Annotated in this window: 10 protein-coding genes and 1 other RNA gene; 10 read left to right on the top strand and 1 reads right to left on the bottom strand. The window is 71.9% G+C overall.

What is annotated here, in order from left to right; all coding sequences use genetic code 11:
* Positions 1-156 precede the first annotated feature (156 nt).
* From ASF96_RS09315 to ffs, 3 genes are all read left to right on the top strand, one after another.
* Positions 157-1,653: an APC family permease gene (locus tag ASF96_RS09315; protein WP_055938403.1), complete on the top strand. Its 1,497-nt coding sequence runs from the start codon at positions 157-159 to the stop codon at positions 1,651-1,653.
* Positions 1,646-2,374 (top strand): helix-turn-helix domain-containing protein, encoded by a 729-nt coding sequence (locus ASF96_RS09310; RefSeq protein WP_055938400.1) that lies wholly within the window; start codon positions 1,646-1,648, stop codon positions 2,372-2,374. Before ASF96_RS09315 ends, ASF96_RS09310 begins: the two co-directional genes overlap by 8 nt.
* A 72-nt stretch (positions 2,375-2,446) precedes the next feature.
* Positions 2,447-2,543: signal recognition particle sRNA small type (gene ffs, locus ASF96_RS16510), an RNA gene on the top strand.
* A 39-nt stretch (positions 2,544-2,582) separates the two neighbouring features.
* On the opposite strand, the gene ASF96_RS09305 is transcribed toward ffs, so the two are convergent.
* Positions 2,583-3,251 (bottom strand): NUDIX domain-containing protein, encoded by a 669-nt coding sequence (locus ASF96_RS09305; protein ID WP_055938397.1) that lies wholly within the window; start codon positions 3,249-3,251, stop codon positions 2,583-2,585.
* Positions 3,252-3,283: 32 nt separating this feature from the next.
* Between ASF96_RS09305 and ASF96_RS09300 the strand changes: the two genes are divergently transcribed.
* The 7 genes from ASF96_RS09300 to recR all read left to right on the top strand — a co-directional run bounded on the left by ASF96_RS09300 (position 3,284) and on the right by recR (position 14,956).
* Positions 3,284-4,054, top strand: a complete 771-nt coding sequence (locus tag ASF96_RS09300) for a DeoR/GlpR family DNA-binding transcription regulator (RefSeq protein WP_442922493.1) — start codon at positions 3,284-3,286, stop codon at positions 4,052-4,054.
* A 58-nt stretch (positions 4,055-4,112) separates the two neighbouring features.
* Positions 4,113-6,257, top strand: a complete 2,145-nt coding sequence (gene pta / locus ASF96_RS09295; protein WP_055838501.1) for a phosphate acetyltransferase — start codon at positions 4,113-4,115, stop codon at positions 6,255-6,257.
* Positions 6,254-7,504 (top strand): acetate/propionate family kinase, encoded by a 1,251-nt coding sequence (locus ASF96_RS09290; protein WP_055938391.1) that lies wholly within the window; start codon positions 6,254-6,256, stop codon positions 7,502-7,504. Before pta ends, ASF96_RS09290 begins: the two co-directional genes overlap by 4 nt.
* 77 nt (positions 7,505-7,581) lie before the next feature.
* Positions 7,582-8,316 carry an HAD family hydrolase gene (locus ASF96_RS09285; RefSeq protein WP_055938388.1) on the top strand — a complete coding sequence of 245 codons (735 nt, stop codon included), beginning with the start codon at positions 7,582-7,584 and terminating at the stop codon, positions 8,314-8,316.
* Positions 8,317-8,435: 119 nt separating this feature from the next.
* Positions 8,436-10,973 (top strand): glycoside hydrolase family 65 protein, encoded by a 2,538-nt coding sequence (locus tag ASF96_RS09280; RefSeq protein ID WP_055938384.1) that lies wholly within the window; start codon positions 8,436-8,438, stop codon positions 10,971-10,973.
* A 348-nt stretch (positions 10,974-11,321) separates the two neighbouring features.
* Positions 11,322-14,363, top strand: a complete 3,042-nt coding sequence (locus ASF96_RS09275) for a DNA polymerase III subunit gamma and tau (RefSeq protein ID WP_055938381.1) — start codon at positions 11,322-11,324, stop codon at positions 14,361-14,363.
* Positions 14,363-14,956 (top strand): recombination mediator RecR, encoded by a 594-nt coding sequence (recR, locus tag ASF96_RS09270; protein WP_055838486.1) that lies wholly within the window; start codon positions 14,363-14,365, stop codon positions 14,954-14,956. Before ASF96_RS09275 ends, recR begins: the two co-directional genes overlap by 1 nt.
* Positions 14,957-14,968: the final 12 nt, after the last annotated feature.

The raw sequence follows: 14,968 nt of genomic DNA, 5'->3' as shown, positions 1-14,968 counted from the left end.
GCCGTTGCCCCGCCGTGAGGAGCGCGTGAAGGTGTTGCAACCGCGATTGAGACGTCGGGGCCGGGCTGTCTCACTCGGTGACACGCCCCCGAAACACGGGTGTCTCGCCGGTGCAACCGTCGCGGCGTACGGTCGGCGCATCCCGACGGAGATGACATGACCGCACTCTCTCGCGCCATCGCGCGGCCCGCCCCGGTCGCCGGTTTCGGCGAACGCTCCCCGCTGCATGGTCTGGAACGTCGGCGCATCGGCATCCTCGATCTCGCCGCCCAGTCGGTCGCCGCGGTCGCCCCATCGGCGGCGGCCACGACCGTGGTGCTGCTCGTGGCGGGAGTGGCGCCCGGAATGACGGTGGCGGCCATCATCGCCGCGGCTGTGCTCAGCCTGGGCGTCGCGCGCACGGTCGGTCAGTTCGCGCGCCGCTTCGCCGCCGCGGGGGGCCTGTACACCTACGCCGCCCGCGGGCTAGGCACGCGGGCGGGGCTCGCCGCGGGAGCCGCGATCGTCACCGGCTACGCGGCTGTCGCGATGTTCGCCCTCCTCGGCGGCACCTACTACTCCGCCTACCTGATCGCGGGAGTGTGGCCCGAGCTCGACGGCCCGCTCGTCGCCGTCGCGGCCATCCTCGGGCAGACGGCGATCGTCGCATTCGTGCTCGTCCGTGGTATCCGCGTCTCGGCGCGCGTCGCCCTCGTGATCGAGGCGCTCTCCGTCCTCCTCATCGTCGCGCTGCTCGTCGTCCTGCTCGTGCACATGGGCCCCCTCGACCCGGGGGCGGTGGTGGCGGTGCCCGCGACCGGGGGTGACGCGATGGCGCTCGCCGCGGGGGCGGTGATCGCGGTCACCGCGTTCGTCGGCTTCGAGTCCGCGGCGACGCTCGGGGTGGAGGCGGTGTCGCCGTTGCGCAACGTCCCGCGGGCGATCACAGGCACCGTGCTGATCTCGGGCGCACTCTACGTGCTGGCCGCGGTCACGCAGGTCGCGGGTTTCGACGCCCTCGGCGCCGATCTCGCGTCGAGCGCGTCGCCCGTGAACGACCTCGCGGCCGCGTATGGACTCGGGGGCTGGGGCGTCCTCGCCGATCTCGGGATCGCCGCCTCCTTCGTCGCGTGCGCCATCGGCTCGACGACCGCGCTGGTGCGCGTGCTGTTCGCCCTCAGTCGCGACGGCGTCCTGCCCGCGCGCTTCGGCCGTGCCCACCCGCGCTTCGGCACCCCCGCGGCCGCGGTGTCGCTGGCCCTGCCGTCCATCGCCGCGGTTCCCCTGTTGCTGATCGGTGGGGGGATCGACATGCGCGACGCCATGCACGTGACGCTCTCGGTCGGCGCGGCGGGGTACATCGTCGGCTACATCCTGGTCTGCGTGGCGGCGCCGGTGTTCCTGCGCCGGATCGGCGAACTGACGCCCGGCCCCGCGGTGGTCGCGGGACTGGCCGCGACCGCCCTCACGGCGGCGCTCGTCGCGTTCTTCATCGACGACACCGCGGGAGGCGGTGCGGGACTGGCCGTTGTGGGCATGCTCACGGCCGTCTTCGTCGCCGCGATCGTCCTACGGCGTCGGCACGGCCCCGGGTCGATCGGGGCGTACGACGAACCCGTCGCCGCGCAGGTGCTCGGGGGAGTCCCCTCGCCGCGGCGCACGCGCGATGCGTGAGCGCGCCGGACCCGCCATCACCGCACGTCAGCCGGGTGCCGTGCACTCGGCGCTGTCGGTGCTCGAGGCGGTCGCGCACCTCGGGGCGGGCGTCACGGCGCAGCGGCTATCGGTGGAGCTCGGTTTGCCCCGTGCCACGACGTACCGGCTGCTGAACCTGCTCGTCGAAGACGAGTACCTCGTGCGAACGCCCGATCTCTCGGGCTTCGCCCTGGGTGCCAAGGTCGCGCAGCTGGCCGCCGTGGCGGCGCCGCCCGCCCGGCTCTCGTCGGCCGCGCGGGCGGTGGTCGACGCGGCGCGGCGTCAGGTGCGTGGCGGCGTGCATGTCGTGCTGTTCGTCGACGGGCGCGTCTTCGTGGTCGACGCGGACCCCGACTTCCCGCTCTCCGATCCGGCCCGCCTCTCCCGGGAGCCGACCCGCTACGCGCTGGGTCGTCTGCTGCTCCTCGACGACCGTGCGGCCATCGGCGCGGCGGCCGGCGCCGGTGCCGGGGCCGTGATCGAGGCCGCGCGGAACGACGTCGCGCGCTGGGGCGCAGCGCGGCAGATCGGTGAGCTAACGGCATCCGCCGGCTGCCTCGCGATCCCTCTCCGCGACGGCGCGGGCGACCTCGCGGGGGCGCTGGGCTTCTCGGGACCGCGTCATCGGGTCGACGAGCCCGAGGCGGTGCTGACGGCCCTCCGTCCGGCGGCCGATGCGCTGGCGCCGCTGGTCGTCTGAGCGACGGTTGGCGCCCGCGGTCGCGGTGCGCGGTGCCTGAAGGGAGCCGGTCCGCACGTCGGGTAGGCTGTACTCGGCTCTCCGCGTGGCGGCATCCAGGCCAACTCCCCCAGGACGGAAACGTAGCAAGGGTAACCAGGCTCTACCGGGTGCGCGGAGAGTCTTTTCTTTGCCCGGAAACGGCTCCGGACCCCGCGTGGGCGCGCTTTCAGCGTCGCGCGAAGGGCCCGTCGAGCACCGCCCACTGCAGCAGCATGATGGTCTTGGCATCCTGGATCGACCCGTCGCGGATCATCGACAGTGCCTCGTCGATGCCGTACTCGAGGATCTCGATCTCCTCGCCCTCGTCGGCGAGGCCTCCACGGTCGCCCACGCGCGACGCGCCGTCGTAGGCGGCCGCGAAGAAGTGCAGGCGCTCGGTGACTGAGCCGGGGCTCATGTAGACGTCGAAGACGTGCTGCACCTCGTCGACGCGGACGCCGGTCTCCTCCTCGGCCTCACGGCGGATGGCGGTGAGCGGATCGTCGTCGTCGAGCAGGCCCGCGGCGGTCTCGATGAGCATGCCGTCGGGGTGGTCGTTGACGTAGACGGGGTAGCGGAATTGACGGGTCAGCAGCACGGTGCGGCGTTCCGGGTCGAACAGCAGGATGGTCGCGCCGTTGCCGCGGTCGTACGTCTCGCGCTTCTGGGCGATCCACTCGCCGTCGTCGCTCCGGTAGCGGAAGGTCGTCGCGCGCAGCACGTGCCACCCCGCGGCCAGCAGGTCGACGTCGTCGATGATGACGCGGGGGTTGCGGTCGAGGTCGCGGCCGGTGAGATGGAGCCCCGTGCGTCCGCGGTGGTCGGGGGTGGTGGTGCCGGGGCGAGAGTGGTCCATAAGTCGGAACAATAGTGCACGAACGTGCAACAATGTGGAATGTGATGCTCGCCGCCGCCCGCAAGGACGCTCTACTCGAACGCCTCCGCCGCGACGGACGCCTCGTGGTGAAGGACGTCGCCGTGGACCTCGGCCTCTCCGAAGACAGCATCCGTCGCGACCTGCGGGAATTGGATGCCGCCGGCCTCGCCGTCCGCGTCTACGGCGGCGCGCTCGCGGCCTCGCCGGCCGTCGCCGACTACGACGCCCGGGGGAGGGTGGCGCGCTCGAGCAAGGCCCGCGTCGCCGCCGCGGCGCTGAAGCTGATCGACCCCGGCGCCACCGTGCTGCTCGACGGCGGCACGACGACCCTCGCCCTCGTCGAGGCGCTTCCCCGTTCGTTCGCGGGCACCGTGATCACGCACTCGCCGACCATCGCCGCAGCCCTCCTGCACCACGAGGCGGAGGTCGTCGTGATCGGCGGTCGTGTGTTCAAACACTCCGCCGTCGCGTGCGGCTCTGCGGCCGTAGAGGCTGCGCAGAGGATCAGCGCCGACGTCTTCTTCCTCGGGGTCACCGGGGTGCATCCTTCCGCCGGGTTGACCACCGGAGACTCCGATGAGGCCGCGATGAAGCGCGTGCTCGCCGAGCGTGCTGCCGAGACGTACGTGCTCGTGAGCGAAGAGAAGCTCGGCGCGGCCTCGCGATTCGGCATCCTGCCCCTCGACGCCGTCGCGGGCGTCGTCGCCGATCTCGACCCGGATGCCCCGCTGACCGCTGATCTGGCGCACGCGGGCGCGCGCCTGATCCCGGCGCGCTCCTGATCACTCGACGCCGAAGCAACCCCGGTGCGATGTCCCCGGGCCGCAATAGGCTGGCTGCGTGACGCAGAGCATCTACATCACGTCCGCCGAGGGGCACTCGGGCAAATCCTCCGTCGCGCTCGGAGTGCTCGACGCACTCAGCCGCGTCACTCCGCGCGCGGGGGTGTTCCGGCCCATCGCGCGATCCACCGCCGAGCGCGACTACGTGCTCGAGATGCTGCTCGACCACGACAGCGTCGACCTGGCGTACGACGACTGCGTCGGCGTCACCTACGACGACGTGCGCGACGACGCCGACGCCGCGCTCGCCCGCATCGTCGAGCGCTACAAGGCCGTCGAGGCCCAGTGCGACGCCGTCGTCATCATCGGCAGCGACTACACCGACGTCGGCAGCCCCGCCGAGCTCGCCTACAACGCGCGTATCGCCGCCAACCTCGGCGCACCGGTGCTGCTGGTGCTCGGCGGTCGCGCGCAGCAGGGCCACAGCGAGACCCTGGGCCTGTCGGTCGCGCGCACCCCGCAAGAGGTCGGGCAGATCGCCTCGCTGGCGATCTCCGAACTGCAGCACGAGCGCGCCGCCCTGTTCGCCGTCATCGCGAACCGCGCCGACGCCGACCGGCTCGACGAGGTCGTGGCATCCGTCCGCCAGGTCGTCGACGCAGCGCACGTGGCAGACACCGCCGAGCGGCGCCGCGTGCCGGTCTGGGCCCTGCCCGAAGACCGCTTCCTCATCGCCCCGTCGGTGCGGGGCGTGCTGCGCTCGGTCGAGGGCGAGCTGATCAAGGGCGATCCGGCCCTGCTCACCCGCGAGGTGCTGGGCGTCGTCGTCGCCGGCATGTCGATGGTCAACGTGCTGCCCCGGCTGAAAGAGTCCGCGGTCGTCGTGATCCCGGCCGACCGCTCCGAGGTGTTGCTCGCCGCCCTGCTCGCCAACGCCTCGGGCACCTTCCCCTCCCTCGCCGGCATCGTGCTCAACGGCGGGTTCGAACTGCCCGACGCGATCGTGCGACTCATCGACGGTCTCGGCTCGCCGCTGCCGATCATCGCCACCGACCTCGGTACGTACGACACCGCCGTGCGCATCATGAACACCCGCGGGCGCCTGGCTGCCGACTCGCAGCACCGGTACGACACGGCCCTGGCGCTGTTCGAGCGTCACGTCGACACCGAGCTGCTCACGAGCGAGCTCGGCGTCGCGCGCCCGAGCGTCGTCACCCCGCTCATGTTCGAGTACGGCCTGGTCGACCGCGCGCGCACCGACCGCCGCCGCATCGTGCTGCCCGAGGGCACCGACGATCGCGTGCTCCGCGCCGCCGCCACCGTGCTCGCGCGCGGCATCGCCGATCTCACCATCCTCGGTGAACCCATCGAGGTGCGCGGGCGGGCCATCGAGCTCGGCATCGACATCCGCGACGCCGAGGTGCTCAGCCCCTTCGACGCGGTGCACGTCGAGAAATTCGCCACCGAGTACGCACGGCTCCGCGCGCACAAGGGCGTCACCCACGCGCAGGCCGCCGACACCGTCACCGACGTGTCGTACTTCGGCACGCTGATGGTGCACCTGGGCCTGGCCGACGGCATGGTCTCGGGTGCCGCGCACACGACCGCTCACACGATCCGCCCCGCGTTCGAGATCATCAAGACCGCCCCCGGCGTCTCGGTCGTCTCGAGCGTGTTCCTCATGGCGCTCGCCGACCGCGTGCTCGTGTACGGCGACTGCGCCGTCATCCCCGATCCCACCAGCGAGCAGCTCGCCGACATCGCCGTGTCGTCGGCCGCGACCGCCGAGCAGTTCGGCATCGAGCCGCGCGTGGCGATGCTGTCGTACTCGACCGGCGAGTCGGGCACCGGCGCCGACGTCGAGAAGGTGCGCACCGCCACGGCCCTCGTGCGCGAGCGAGCCCCCGAGCTTCTCGTCGAGGGCCCGATCCAGTACGACGCCGCCGCCGACGCCGCGGTCGCCCAGGCCAAGATGCCGGGATCCGAGGTCGCGGGCCGCGCGACGGTGTTCGTCTTCCCCGATCTGAACACCGGCAACAACACCTACAAGGCCGTGCAGCGCTCGGCCGGAGCCGTCGCGATCGGCCCCGTGCTGCAGGGGCTCAACAAGCCCATCAACGACCTGTCGCGCGGCGCCCTCGTCGACGACATCGTCAACACGATCGCCATCACCGCGATCCAGGCCCAGGGGAGCCCCGCGTGAGTGTCGTACTGGTCGTCAACAGCGGTTCGTCGTCGTTCAAGTACCAGTTGCTCGACATGGAGCACGAGCAGGTGCTCGCCTCGGGACTGGTGGAGCGCATCGGCGAGCCATCGACGGGGCCGGGGACCGGCGGAGTCGCCCAGCACACCGTGAAGGCGGCGGCCCTGGCCGCCGTCGACGGACCCGCCCCCGCGGTGACCGACGCCACCTTCACCATCGAGCGCGAGATCCCCGACCACACGGCGGGCTTCGCCGTCATGCTCGAGGCGTTCGCCGCGCACGGCCCCTCGCTCACGCAGCGCCCGCCCGTCGCCGTCGGCCACCGGGTGGTGCACGGAGGCGCGCGCTTCTTCGAGCCGACGGTGATCACGCCCCTCGTCGAGATCAACATCGACGAGCTCTCGGTGCTCGCGCCCCTGCACAACCCCGCCAACCTCGCGGGCATCGTGGCGGCCAAGAAGGCCTTCCCCGACGTGCCGCACGTCGCCGTCTTCGACACTGCGTTCCATCAGTCGCTGGCGCCCGAGGCGTACACCTACGCCATCGACCGCGAGGTCGCCGAGGCCCACCGCATCCGCCGCTACGGGTTCCACGGCACGAGCCACAAGTTCGTCAGCGAGTCGGCGGCGGCCTTCCTCGGCCGCCCGCTCGGCGAGCTCAAGCAGATCGTCTTCCACCTCGGCAACGGTGCGTCGGCCGCCGCGATCGAAGGCGGTCGCTCGGTCGACACCTCGATGGGCCTGACCCCCCTCGAGGGTCTGGTGATGGGCACGCGGTCGGGCGATCTCGATCCCGCCGTGCTGTTCCAGCTGGCCCGCCGTGCCGACATGTCGATCGCCGACCTCGACACCCTGCTCAACAAGCGGTCGGGGCTCAAGGGGCTCGCCGGCGTCAGCGACATGCGCGACATCGGCGAGCGACGGGATGCCGGTGACCCGGCCGCCCAGCTGGCCTTCGACGTCTACATCCACCGGCTCCGCGCGTACGCCGGTGCCTACCTGGCGCAGCTCGACGGCGTCGACGTCATCTCGTTCACCGCCGGGGTGGGCGAGAACTCCTTCCGCGTGCGCGAAGAGGCGATGGCCACCCTGGGCTTCGCCGGCGTCGAGATCGACCCCGAGCGCAACGCGCGGCGCGAGCGCGGCATCCGTCGAATCTCCTCCGACGCCTCGCGCGTCGAGGTGCTCGTGGTTCCCACCGACGAAGAGCTCGAGATCGCCCGCCAGACCCTGTCGGTCACCTCCTGAGTCACCCCTCGCCGCTACGCTGATCACCGCGGCGCCAGGGGCGGCCGTTCGCCCTCTTCGCCGATTCGGAGCCCGCCATGACCGACACCTCCACGTTGCCCGACCTCACCGCCTACGACGCGGTGCTGTTCGACCTCGACGGAGTGCTCACGCCCACGGCCGAGGTGCACATGCGCGCGTGGAAAGAGATGTTCGACGAGCTGTTCGCCGCGTGGAAGATCGAGCCGGCGTACACCGATCGCGACTACTTCGAGTACGTCGACGGCAAGAAGCGCTACGACGGCGTCGCCAGCCTGCTGCGCAGCCGTGACGTCGAGGTGCCGTGGGGCGATCCGTCGGACGACCCGTCCGAAGACACCGTGTGCGGCGTCGGCAACCGCAAGAACGCCGTGTTCTCACGCATCCTCCGCGCGGAGGGCATTGCTCCCTACCCCGGCTCGGTCGCGCTGCTCGACGTGCTCGAGACCGCGGGCATCCCCGTCGCCGTCGTGTCGAGTTCGAAGAACGCGGTCGAGGTGCTCGAGGCTGCGGGCCTGCGCGAGAGGTTCCCCGTCGTCATGGACGGCATGGTCGCCGAGCGCGACCACCTGGCGTCCAAGCCCGCCCCCGACGTGTTCGCCGAGGCCGCGCGCATGCTCGGCGTCGACCCGGCCCGGTCGGTCGCCGTCGAAGACGCGCTCAGCGGCGTGCGCTCCGCCGTCGCGGCCGGATACACCGTCGTCGTGGGCGTCGATCGCGGCGTCGGAGCCGAAGACCTCGCCGCAGCAGGCGCCACGGTGGTCGTCGACGACCTCGCCGCGTTCGTAGACTGAGCCGTCGCCACCCGCGACGCCCCCACCGTCGTCCCCACGACGAACCCGAGCTCCACCCGCGCGAACGGCATGCCGTCCTCACGCGGAGACCCGAACCCGCCACCGGAAGGCATGCCCCGATGATCGATCGCGATCGCTTCCCCATCGACGAATGGCGCCTCGTCGAAACCGAGTTCTCGCTCGACGACGTCGGCGTCACCGAGACCCTCTTCGCCCTCGGCAACGGCTACCTGGGCCTGCGCGGCAACTCGATCGAGGGTCGCTTCGCCCTCGAGCAGGGCACCTTCATCAACGGCTTCCACGAGACGTTCCCCATCCGTCACGCCGAGCAGGCCTACGGCTTCGCCGAGGTCGGTCAGACGATCATCAACGCGCCGGATGCCAAGGTCATGCGCGTCTACGTCGACGACGAGCCGCTCTCGCTCGACGTCGCCGACGTGCGCGAGTACGAGCGCGTGCTCGACATGCGCCAGGGGATCCTGCGTCGAACCCTGCTCTGGGTCACCCCCTCGGGCAAGCACGTGCGCATCGAAGACGACCGCTTCGTGTCGTTCGACGAGAAGCACCTCGCGGTGCTGCGTCTCACGGTGACCGTGCTCGACGCCGACGCGCCCGTCACCATCAGCAGTCAACTGCTGAACCGTCAGGACGGCGAGGGCATCTACGGCGGCTCGCCGATGGCATCCAAGCAGTCCGGTTTCGACCCGCGTAAGACCGAGAAGCTCAGCGACCGTGTGCTGCAGCCGCGCGAGTACTGGCAGGACGGCAACCGTTCCGCGCTCAGCTACGAGGTCACCGAGTCGAACATGACGCTGGCCGTCATCGCCGACCACCTGGTCGACACCGAGAACGACTACACCGCGCGTCAGCTCATCGAGCCCGACATCGCCAAGAACGTCTTCCGGGTGCACGCGCGCGCGGGGGTGCCCACCACGATCACCAAGCTGGTGAGCTACCACTCCTCACGCGGCGTCCCCACGGGGGAGCTGCTCGACCGGTGCCGCCGCACCCTCGACCGCGCGGTCGAGACCGGCATCGACAAGCTCATCGAGAAGCAGATCGCCTGGTACGCCGACTTCTGGGAGCGCTCCGACGTGCGCATCGGCGGTCACGGCGACCTGCAGCAGGCCACCCGCTGGTGCCTGTTCCAGCTCGCCCAGGCGGCGGCGCGCGCCGACGGCCAGGGAGTCCCCGCCAAGGGCGTGACCGGGTCGGGCTACAGCGGCCACTACTTCTGGGACACCGAGGTCTACGTGCTGCCATTCCTGGCGTACACGTCACCGCAGTGGGCTCGCAACGCCCTGCGCATGCGGTACCTGATGCTTCCGGCTGCGCGCAAGCGCGCGCACCAGCTGAACGAGGCCGGGGCGCTGTTCCCGTGGCGCACGATCAACGGCGAGGAGGCCTCGGCGTACTACGCCGCCGGCACCGCGCAGTACCACATCAACGCCGACGTCGCCTTCGCGCTGGCGAAGTACGTGCGCGCGACGGGTGACGAGGAGTTCCTCGCCCGCGAGGGCGTGGACATCGCCGTCGACACGGCGCGGCTGTGGTCGACGCTGGGCTTCTGGCGCTCCAGCGACTCCGCCGAAGACGGTGAGCAGGACTCGTTCCACATCCACGGCGTGACGGGTCCCGACGAGTACACCACCGTCGTCAACGACAACCTCTTCACCAACGTCATGGCCCGCTTCAACCTGCGCTTCGCCGCGCGCACGGTGCGCGACCTCGCCGACAACAACCCCGACGCGTACGCCCACATGGCCGACCGCATGAACCTCGACCCCTCCGAGCCCGAGCGGTGGGAGCGCGCCGCCGAGGCGATGCACATCCCCTTCAGCCCGGCCCTCGGCATCCATCCGCAAGACGCCGTGTTCCTCGAGCGCGAGATCTGGGACCTCGAGAACACCCCGCCCGACCAGCGTCCCCTGCTGCTGCACTTCCACCCGCTGGTCATCTACCGCTACCAGGTGCTCAAGCAGGCCGATGTTGTGCTGGCGCTGTTCCTGCAGGGCAATCACTTCACGGATGCCGAGAAGCTCGCCGACTTCGAGTACTACGACCCATTGACCACCGGCGACTCCACGCTGTCGGCGGTCGTGCAGTCGATCCTCGCCGCCGAGGTGGGGTACCAGGACCTGGCGCTGGAGTACTTCCGTCAGGCCGCGTTCGTCGACCTCGGCGACCTGCACCACAACGCCGCCGACGGTGTGCACGTGGCGTCGGCCGGTGGCGTGTGGACGGCGCTCGTCAGCGGCTTCGGCGGCATGCGCGACCACTTCGGACTGCTGACGTTCGACCCGCGCCTGCCCGCCGACTGGCCCGAGCTGTCGTACGTGCTGCATTGGCACGGCACTCGACTCAACGTCACCGTCACCGCCGATGCGCTCACGCTGCGTGCCGGGCACGAGGGCGACCCCGTCACCTTCGCCGTTCGCGGCGTCGACTACACCGTCGCGCCCGGTGCCACCGTGCGGGTGACCCTGCACGGACAGGGCCCGGTGCGCCCGGGACGCCCCTCGATCCGCCAGCTCGAGGGCTCGGTGCGCGAGGACGGCACGCTGCTGTCGGCCTCGGTGCCGATCGTCACGGCGACGATCCCGGTCCTGAACGACGACGACGCCCCCATCGCGGTCGGCCTCGACGGAGGTTTCTGACCCGCGCGCACGCGGCGGCCCCCCGTGCGGGGGTCGCCGCGTGCGGCGTTTCCGGCGTGCCGGGTCTCCGGCCGTAAGGGGCGGGTGGTCGGGCCGCGAGGTGCGGGTGGCCGCGGATGCGCGGGAGCATGCCCGCGCCCGTGCGGGGCGCAGGGTCGGGGACCGGGGGAGGACCTGGGTGCCCGTGGCATCCTCCGTTCGTCCCTCGTCCTCCCCTCGCCCCGCGTCGCTGCTCCTTCGCGCCCCGCGCGGTCGCTGTGCTCGCGCTCGCGGCGCGCTGTCGAGGTTTCGAACCCCGACGGACGAGGCCGCGGAGGCGATGTCGGAGGTACGCCGTAGGCTGTTCGGGTGACGACAGCCCTGTACCGCCGATACCGCCCGCAGGCGTTCGGCGAGATGATCGGGCAGTCCCAGGTGACCGACCCGCTCATGACCGCCCTGCGCAGCGACCGGGTCGGCCACGCCTACCTGTTCTCGGGTCCGCGCGGGTGCGGAAAGACCACCTCGGCCCGCATTCTCGCCCGCTGCCTCAACTGCGCGGCCGGTCCCACCGACACCCCGTGCGGCGTCTGCGACAGCTGCGTCGAGCTCGGTCGCGGCGGAGGCGGATCCCTCGACGTCGTCGAGATCGACGCGGCCAGCCACAACGGTGTCGACGACGCGCGCGACCTGCGCGAACGCGCCATCTTCGCGCCGGCCCGCGATCGCTTCAAGATCTTCATCCTCGACGAGGCCCACATGGTCACGCAGCAGGGCTTCAACGCTCTACTCAAGCTCGTCGAAGAACCCCCCGCGCACGTGAAGTTCATCTTCGCCACCACCGAGCCCGAGAAGGTCCTCGGGACCATCCGCTCGCGCACGCACCACTACCCGTTCCGGCTCGTTCCGCCGGCGGCCATGCTCGAGTACGTCCAAGAACTCTGCGAGACCGAGGGCGTCGCCGTCGAGGCCGGAGTCCTGCCTCTCGTCGTCCGAGCCGGAGGGGGATCCCCGCGTGACACGCTCTCGCTGCTCGATCAGCTCATCGCGGGGTCCGACCCCTCGACGGGGTCCGAGACCGCGCAGGCCGGACAAGTGCTCGTGCGGTACGAACGCGCCGTCGCCCTGCTGGGGTACACCCACTCAGAGCTGCTCGACGAGGTCGTCGACGCGTTCGCCGCGAACGACGGCGCCGGCGCCTTCGCCTCCATCGACCGCGTCGTGCAGACCGGCCAAGACCCCCGGCGCTTCGTCGACGATCTGCTCGAGCGTCTGCGCGATCTGATCATCGTCGCCGCCACCGGGGCCGGAGCCGCGGCCGTCCTGCGCGGCGTCCCCGATGACGAGCTCGAGCGCATGTCGCGTCAGGCCACCGCTTTCGGTACCGCGCGTCTGTCGCGCACGGCCGACCTCGTCGTCGCCGCCCTCGACGAGATGACGGGGGCCACGTCACCGCGTCTGCAGCTCGAGCTGTTGGTCGCGCGCGTGCTCACCCACGCCGGGGTGTCGCAGGGGACGTCTCCCGCCACCGCGCACGACGTCGAAGCCTCGCGCACCTCCGCACCGGCGACGGGGCGTCCCGCCTCGCCGGCGGGCGAGATCGCCGCGCCGGCTGCTTCCCAGTCGCCTGCCGCCCCGTCATCTGGCGCCGCGTCGCCTGCCGCTCCGCGCGTCGCGTCGCCGGGTGCGGCGTCGCCCCGCGTTGCTTCTCCGGGCGCATCCGCGCCGGGGGTCGCGAACCCCGGCACCGCCTCGTCGGGCGCCGTCGCAGCTCCCACGCGCGTCACCGCGCCGGCGGCCGCACCGGGCATCGCGTCACCCGGCATCGCCTCGCCGAACGTCGCGTCGCCGGGCATCGCGTCGCCGGGCATCGCCTCACCCAGCGTCGCGTCGTCGGGAGTCGCATCGCCGACGGTCGCCGCGCCCGGATCCGCGGCACCCGCCGTCGCGTCGCCGGGAGCCGCACAGCCGCCGCGTTCCACCCCGACCCCGGCGCCCGCGTCGAACACGTCCGACGATGACGCGCCGCCGCCGTTCACCGACGACGATGCTCCTCCGCCCTACGGCGACGACGACGGTGCGCCGGTCGACACCGGGTCGTTCCGGTCCGGTGCTCGTTCGGGAGCAGGTCGCCCGACGGCTTCGGCTTCGAGCACGGCCCCCGCGGCCGAAACCGAGGAGCCGGTGACGTCCCGTCCGACGGCGGCCGCCAGCTCGCCGCCCGCGGCGGCGTCCGACACCATGTCACCTTCGTCCGCCGGGTCGCGCCCCGCCCCGGCCGAAGAGGCGCACCCGTTCGACACGGCGCCGACGGCCGCCGATGACGCGTCCGACGTCGACGCGTTCCCGGCCGCCCCCACCGACACCGGTTCGGCCGACGCGGCGGATGCTCCCGCGGTGGATGCTCTCGCGGCGGATGCTCCTGCGGCGGATGCTTCCGCGACGGAAGCCCCCGCGACGGAAGCCCCCGCGACGGATGCTCCCGCGACCGAAGCCCCTACGGCGGAACCTCCCGCGCAGACGGAACCTGCAACGGATGCCCTCACGGCGGACGCCCCGGACGCCTCGGCGGCCCCCGAGGCATCGCCGCTCGAACCGTCGGCCCCCACCCTGCCGGCCACGCCCGTCGGGCCGATCGAGCTGGGCCACGTGCGTGACGCGTGGCCCGAAGTGCTCGGCCAGCTCGAGGTGGCGAGCCGCTCGTCGTGGCTGGTGGTCTCGACGTCGACCGTCGCCGCCTTCGACGACGACGTGCTCACGCTGTCGTTCCGCACGGCGAGCGACCTGGGCGCCTTCAAGACGCGAACCCCCGAGGGAGGCCCGAGCGAAGACCTCCGCCAGGCCATCCAGGCCGTGCTGGGCGTGCGGGTGAAGTACCTCGCCCGTCTCGAGGGCGACGCGCCCGGTTCCGGTGGTGCGGGTCCGGGCCGCCCCGGTGGACCCTCCCGTGGCCCCGCCGGCCCCCCGCCCCCGTCGGCGAGCCCGTCGGGCGCGCGGTCGTCGGCGCCGTACGCGTCATCGGTCACCGAGTGGGCCGTCGCTCCCATCCCCACGTCCGGTGGTGCCGCCCCCGAGGCGCGGCGTGCGCCGATCGCCCCGACCACGGCTCTCGCCGTCGACGACGAACCGGCCGACGCGGCGGGCTCGGCTGAGGCGGTCGTCGTTCGCGAGGGTGCCGTCCTTCCCCCGCGCGATGTCGTGGCCTCCGTTCCGGCTCCCGACGAGGTCGACGACGACGACGTCATCCCGCCCGCCGACGAGGTCGAGGCGCCGCTGCCGCCCGTCGTCGTGCCGCGCATGGCACCGCTCGGTGGTGGCGTCCAGCGCTACGGCGAGGCGGTCGTCCGCCAGATGCTCAGCGCCACCTACGTGCGCGACGAGCCCTACGAGCCCCCGACGAGGTTCAACTGATGTACGACGGAATCGTTCAAGACCTGATCGACGAGTTCGGACGCCTGCCCGGCATCGGGCCCAAGTCGGCCCAGCGCATCGCGTTCCACATCCTGCAGTCGCCCTCGTTCGACGTGTCGCGACTGTCGACGCTGCTCGGTGAAATCCGTGACAAGGTCAAGTTCTGCGAGATCTGCGGCAACGTCTCCGAACAGGACCGCTGCTCGATCTGTCGCGACCCGCGGCGCAACCCGGCGCTGATCTGCGTCGTCGAAGACGCCAAGGACGTCTCCGCGATCGAGCGCACCCGCGAGTTCCGCGGGCTGTACCACGTGCTCGGGGGCGCGATCAGCCCGATCGCCGGCATCGGTCCCGACGACCTGCGCGTCACGCAGCTCATGCAGCGTCTCGCCGACGGAACGGTGCAAGAGGTCATCCTCGCCACCAACCCCAACCTCGAGGGCGAGGCCACCGCCACGTACCTCAGTCGGCTTCTGCACACCCTCGAAATCCGCGTCACGCGTCTCGCCTCCGGCCTGCCCGTCGGCGGCGACCTCGAGTACGCCGACGAGGTCACCCTCGGCCGCGCCTTCGAGGGCCGCCGCACGCTCTGACCGAGGGCCGCC

The sequence above is a fragment of the Microbacterium sp. Leaf179 genome, assembly GCF_001423785.1.
In the GTDB taxonomy this organism is placed as follows: domain Bacteria; phylum Actinomycetota; class Actinomycetes; order Actinomycetales; family Microbacteriaceae; genus Microbacterium.
The sequence above is the reverse complement of the archived record's forward strand: the minus strand, read 5'-3'. Positions and strand labels throughout refer to the sequence as shown.

Excerpts from the sequence above, each read along its gene's own strand:
- ASF96_RS09315 (WP_055938403.1), top strand. The coding sequence starts at position 157 with ATGACCGCACTCTCTCGCGCCATCGCGCGGCCCGCCCCGGTCGCCGGT.
- ASF96_RS09310 (WP_055938400.1), top strand. The coding sequence starts at position 1,646 with ATGCGTGAGCGCGCCGGACCCGCCATCACCGCACGTCAGCCGGGTGCC.
- ASF96_RS09305 (WP_055938397.1), bottom strand. The coding sequence starts at position 3,251 with ATGGACCACTCTCGCCCCGGCACCACCACCCCCGACCACCGCGGACGC.
- ASF96_RS09300 (WP_442922493.1), top strand. The coding sequence starts at position 3,284 with ATGTGGAATGTGATGCTCGCCGCCGCCCGCAAGGACGCTCTACTCGAA.
- ASF96_RS09285 (WP_055938388.1), top strand. The coding sequence starts at position 7,582 with ATGACCGACACCTCCACGTTGCCCGACCTCACCGCCTACGACGCGGTG.
- ASF96_RS09280 (WP_055938384.1), top strand. The coding sequence starts at position 8,436 with ATGATCGATCGCGATCGCTTCCCCATCGACGAATGGCGCCTCGTCGAA.
- recR (WP_055838486.1), top strand. The coding sequence starts at position 14,363 with ATGTACGACGGAATCGTTCAAGACCTGATCGACGAGTTCGGACGCCTG.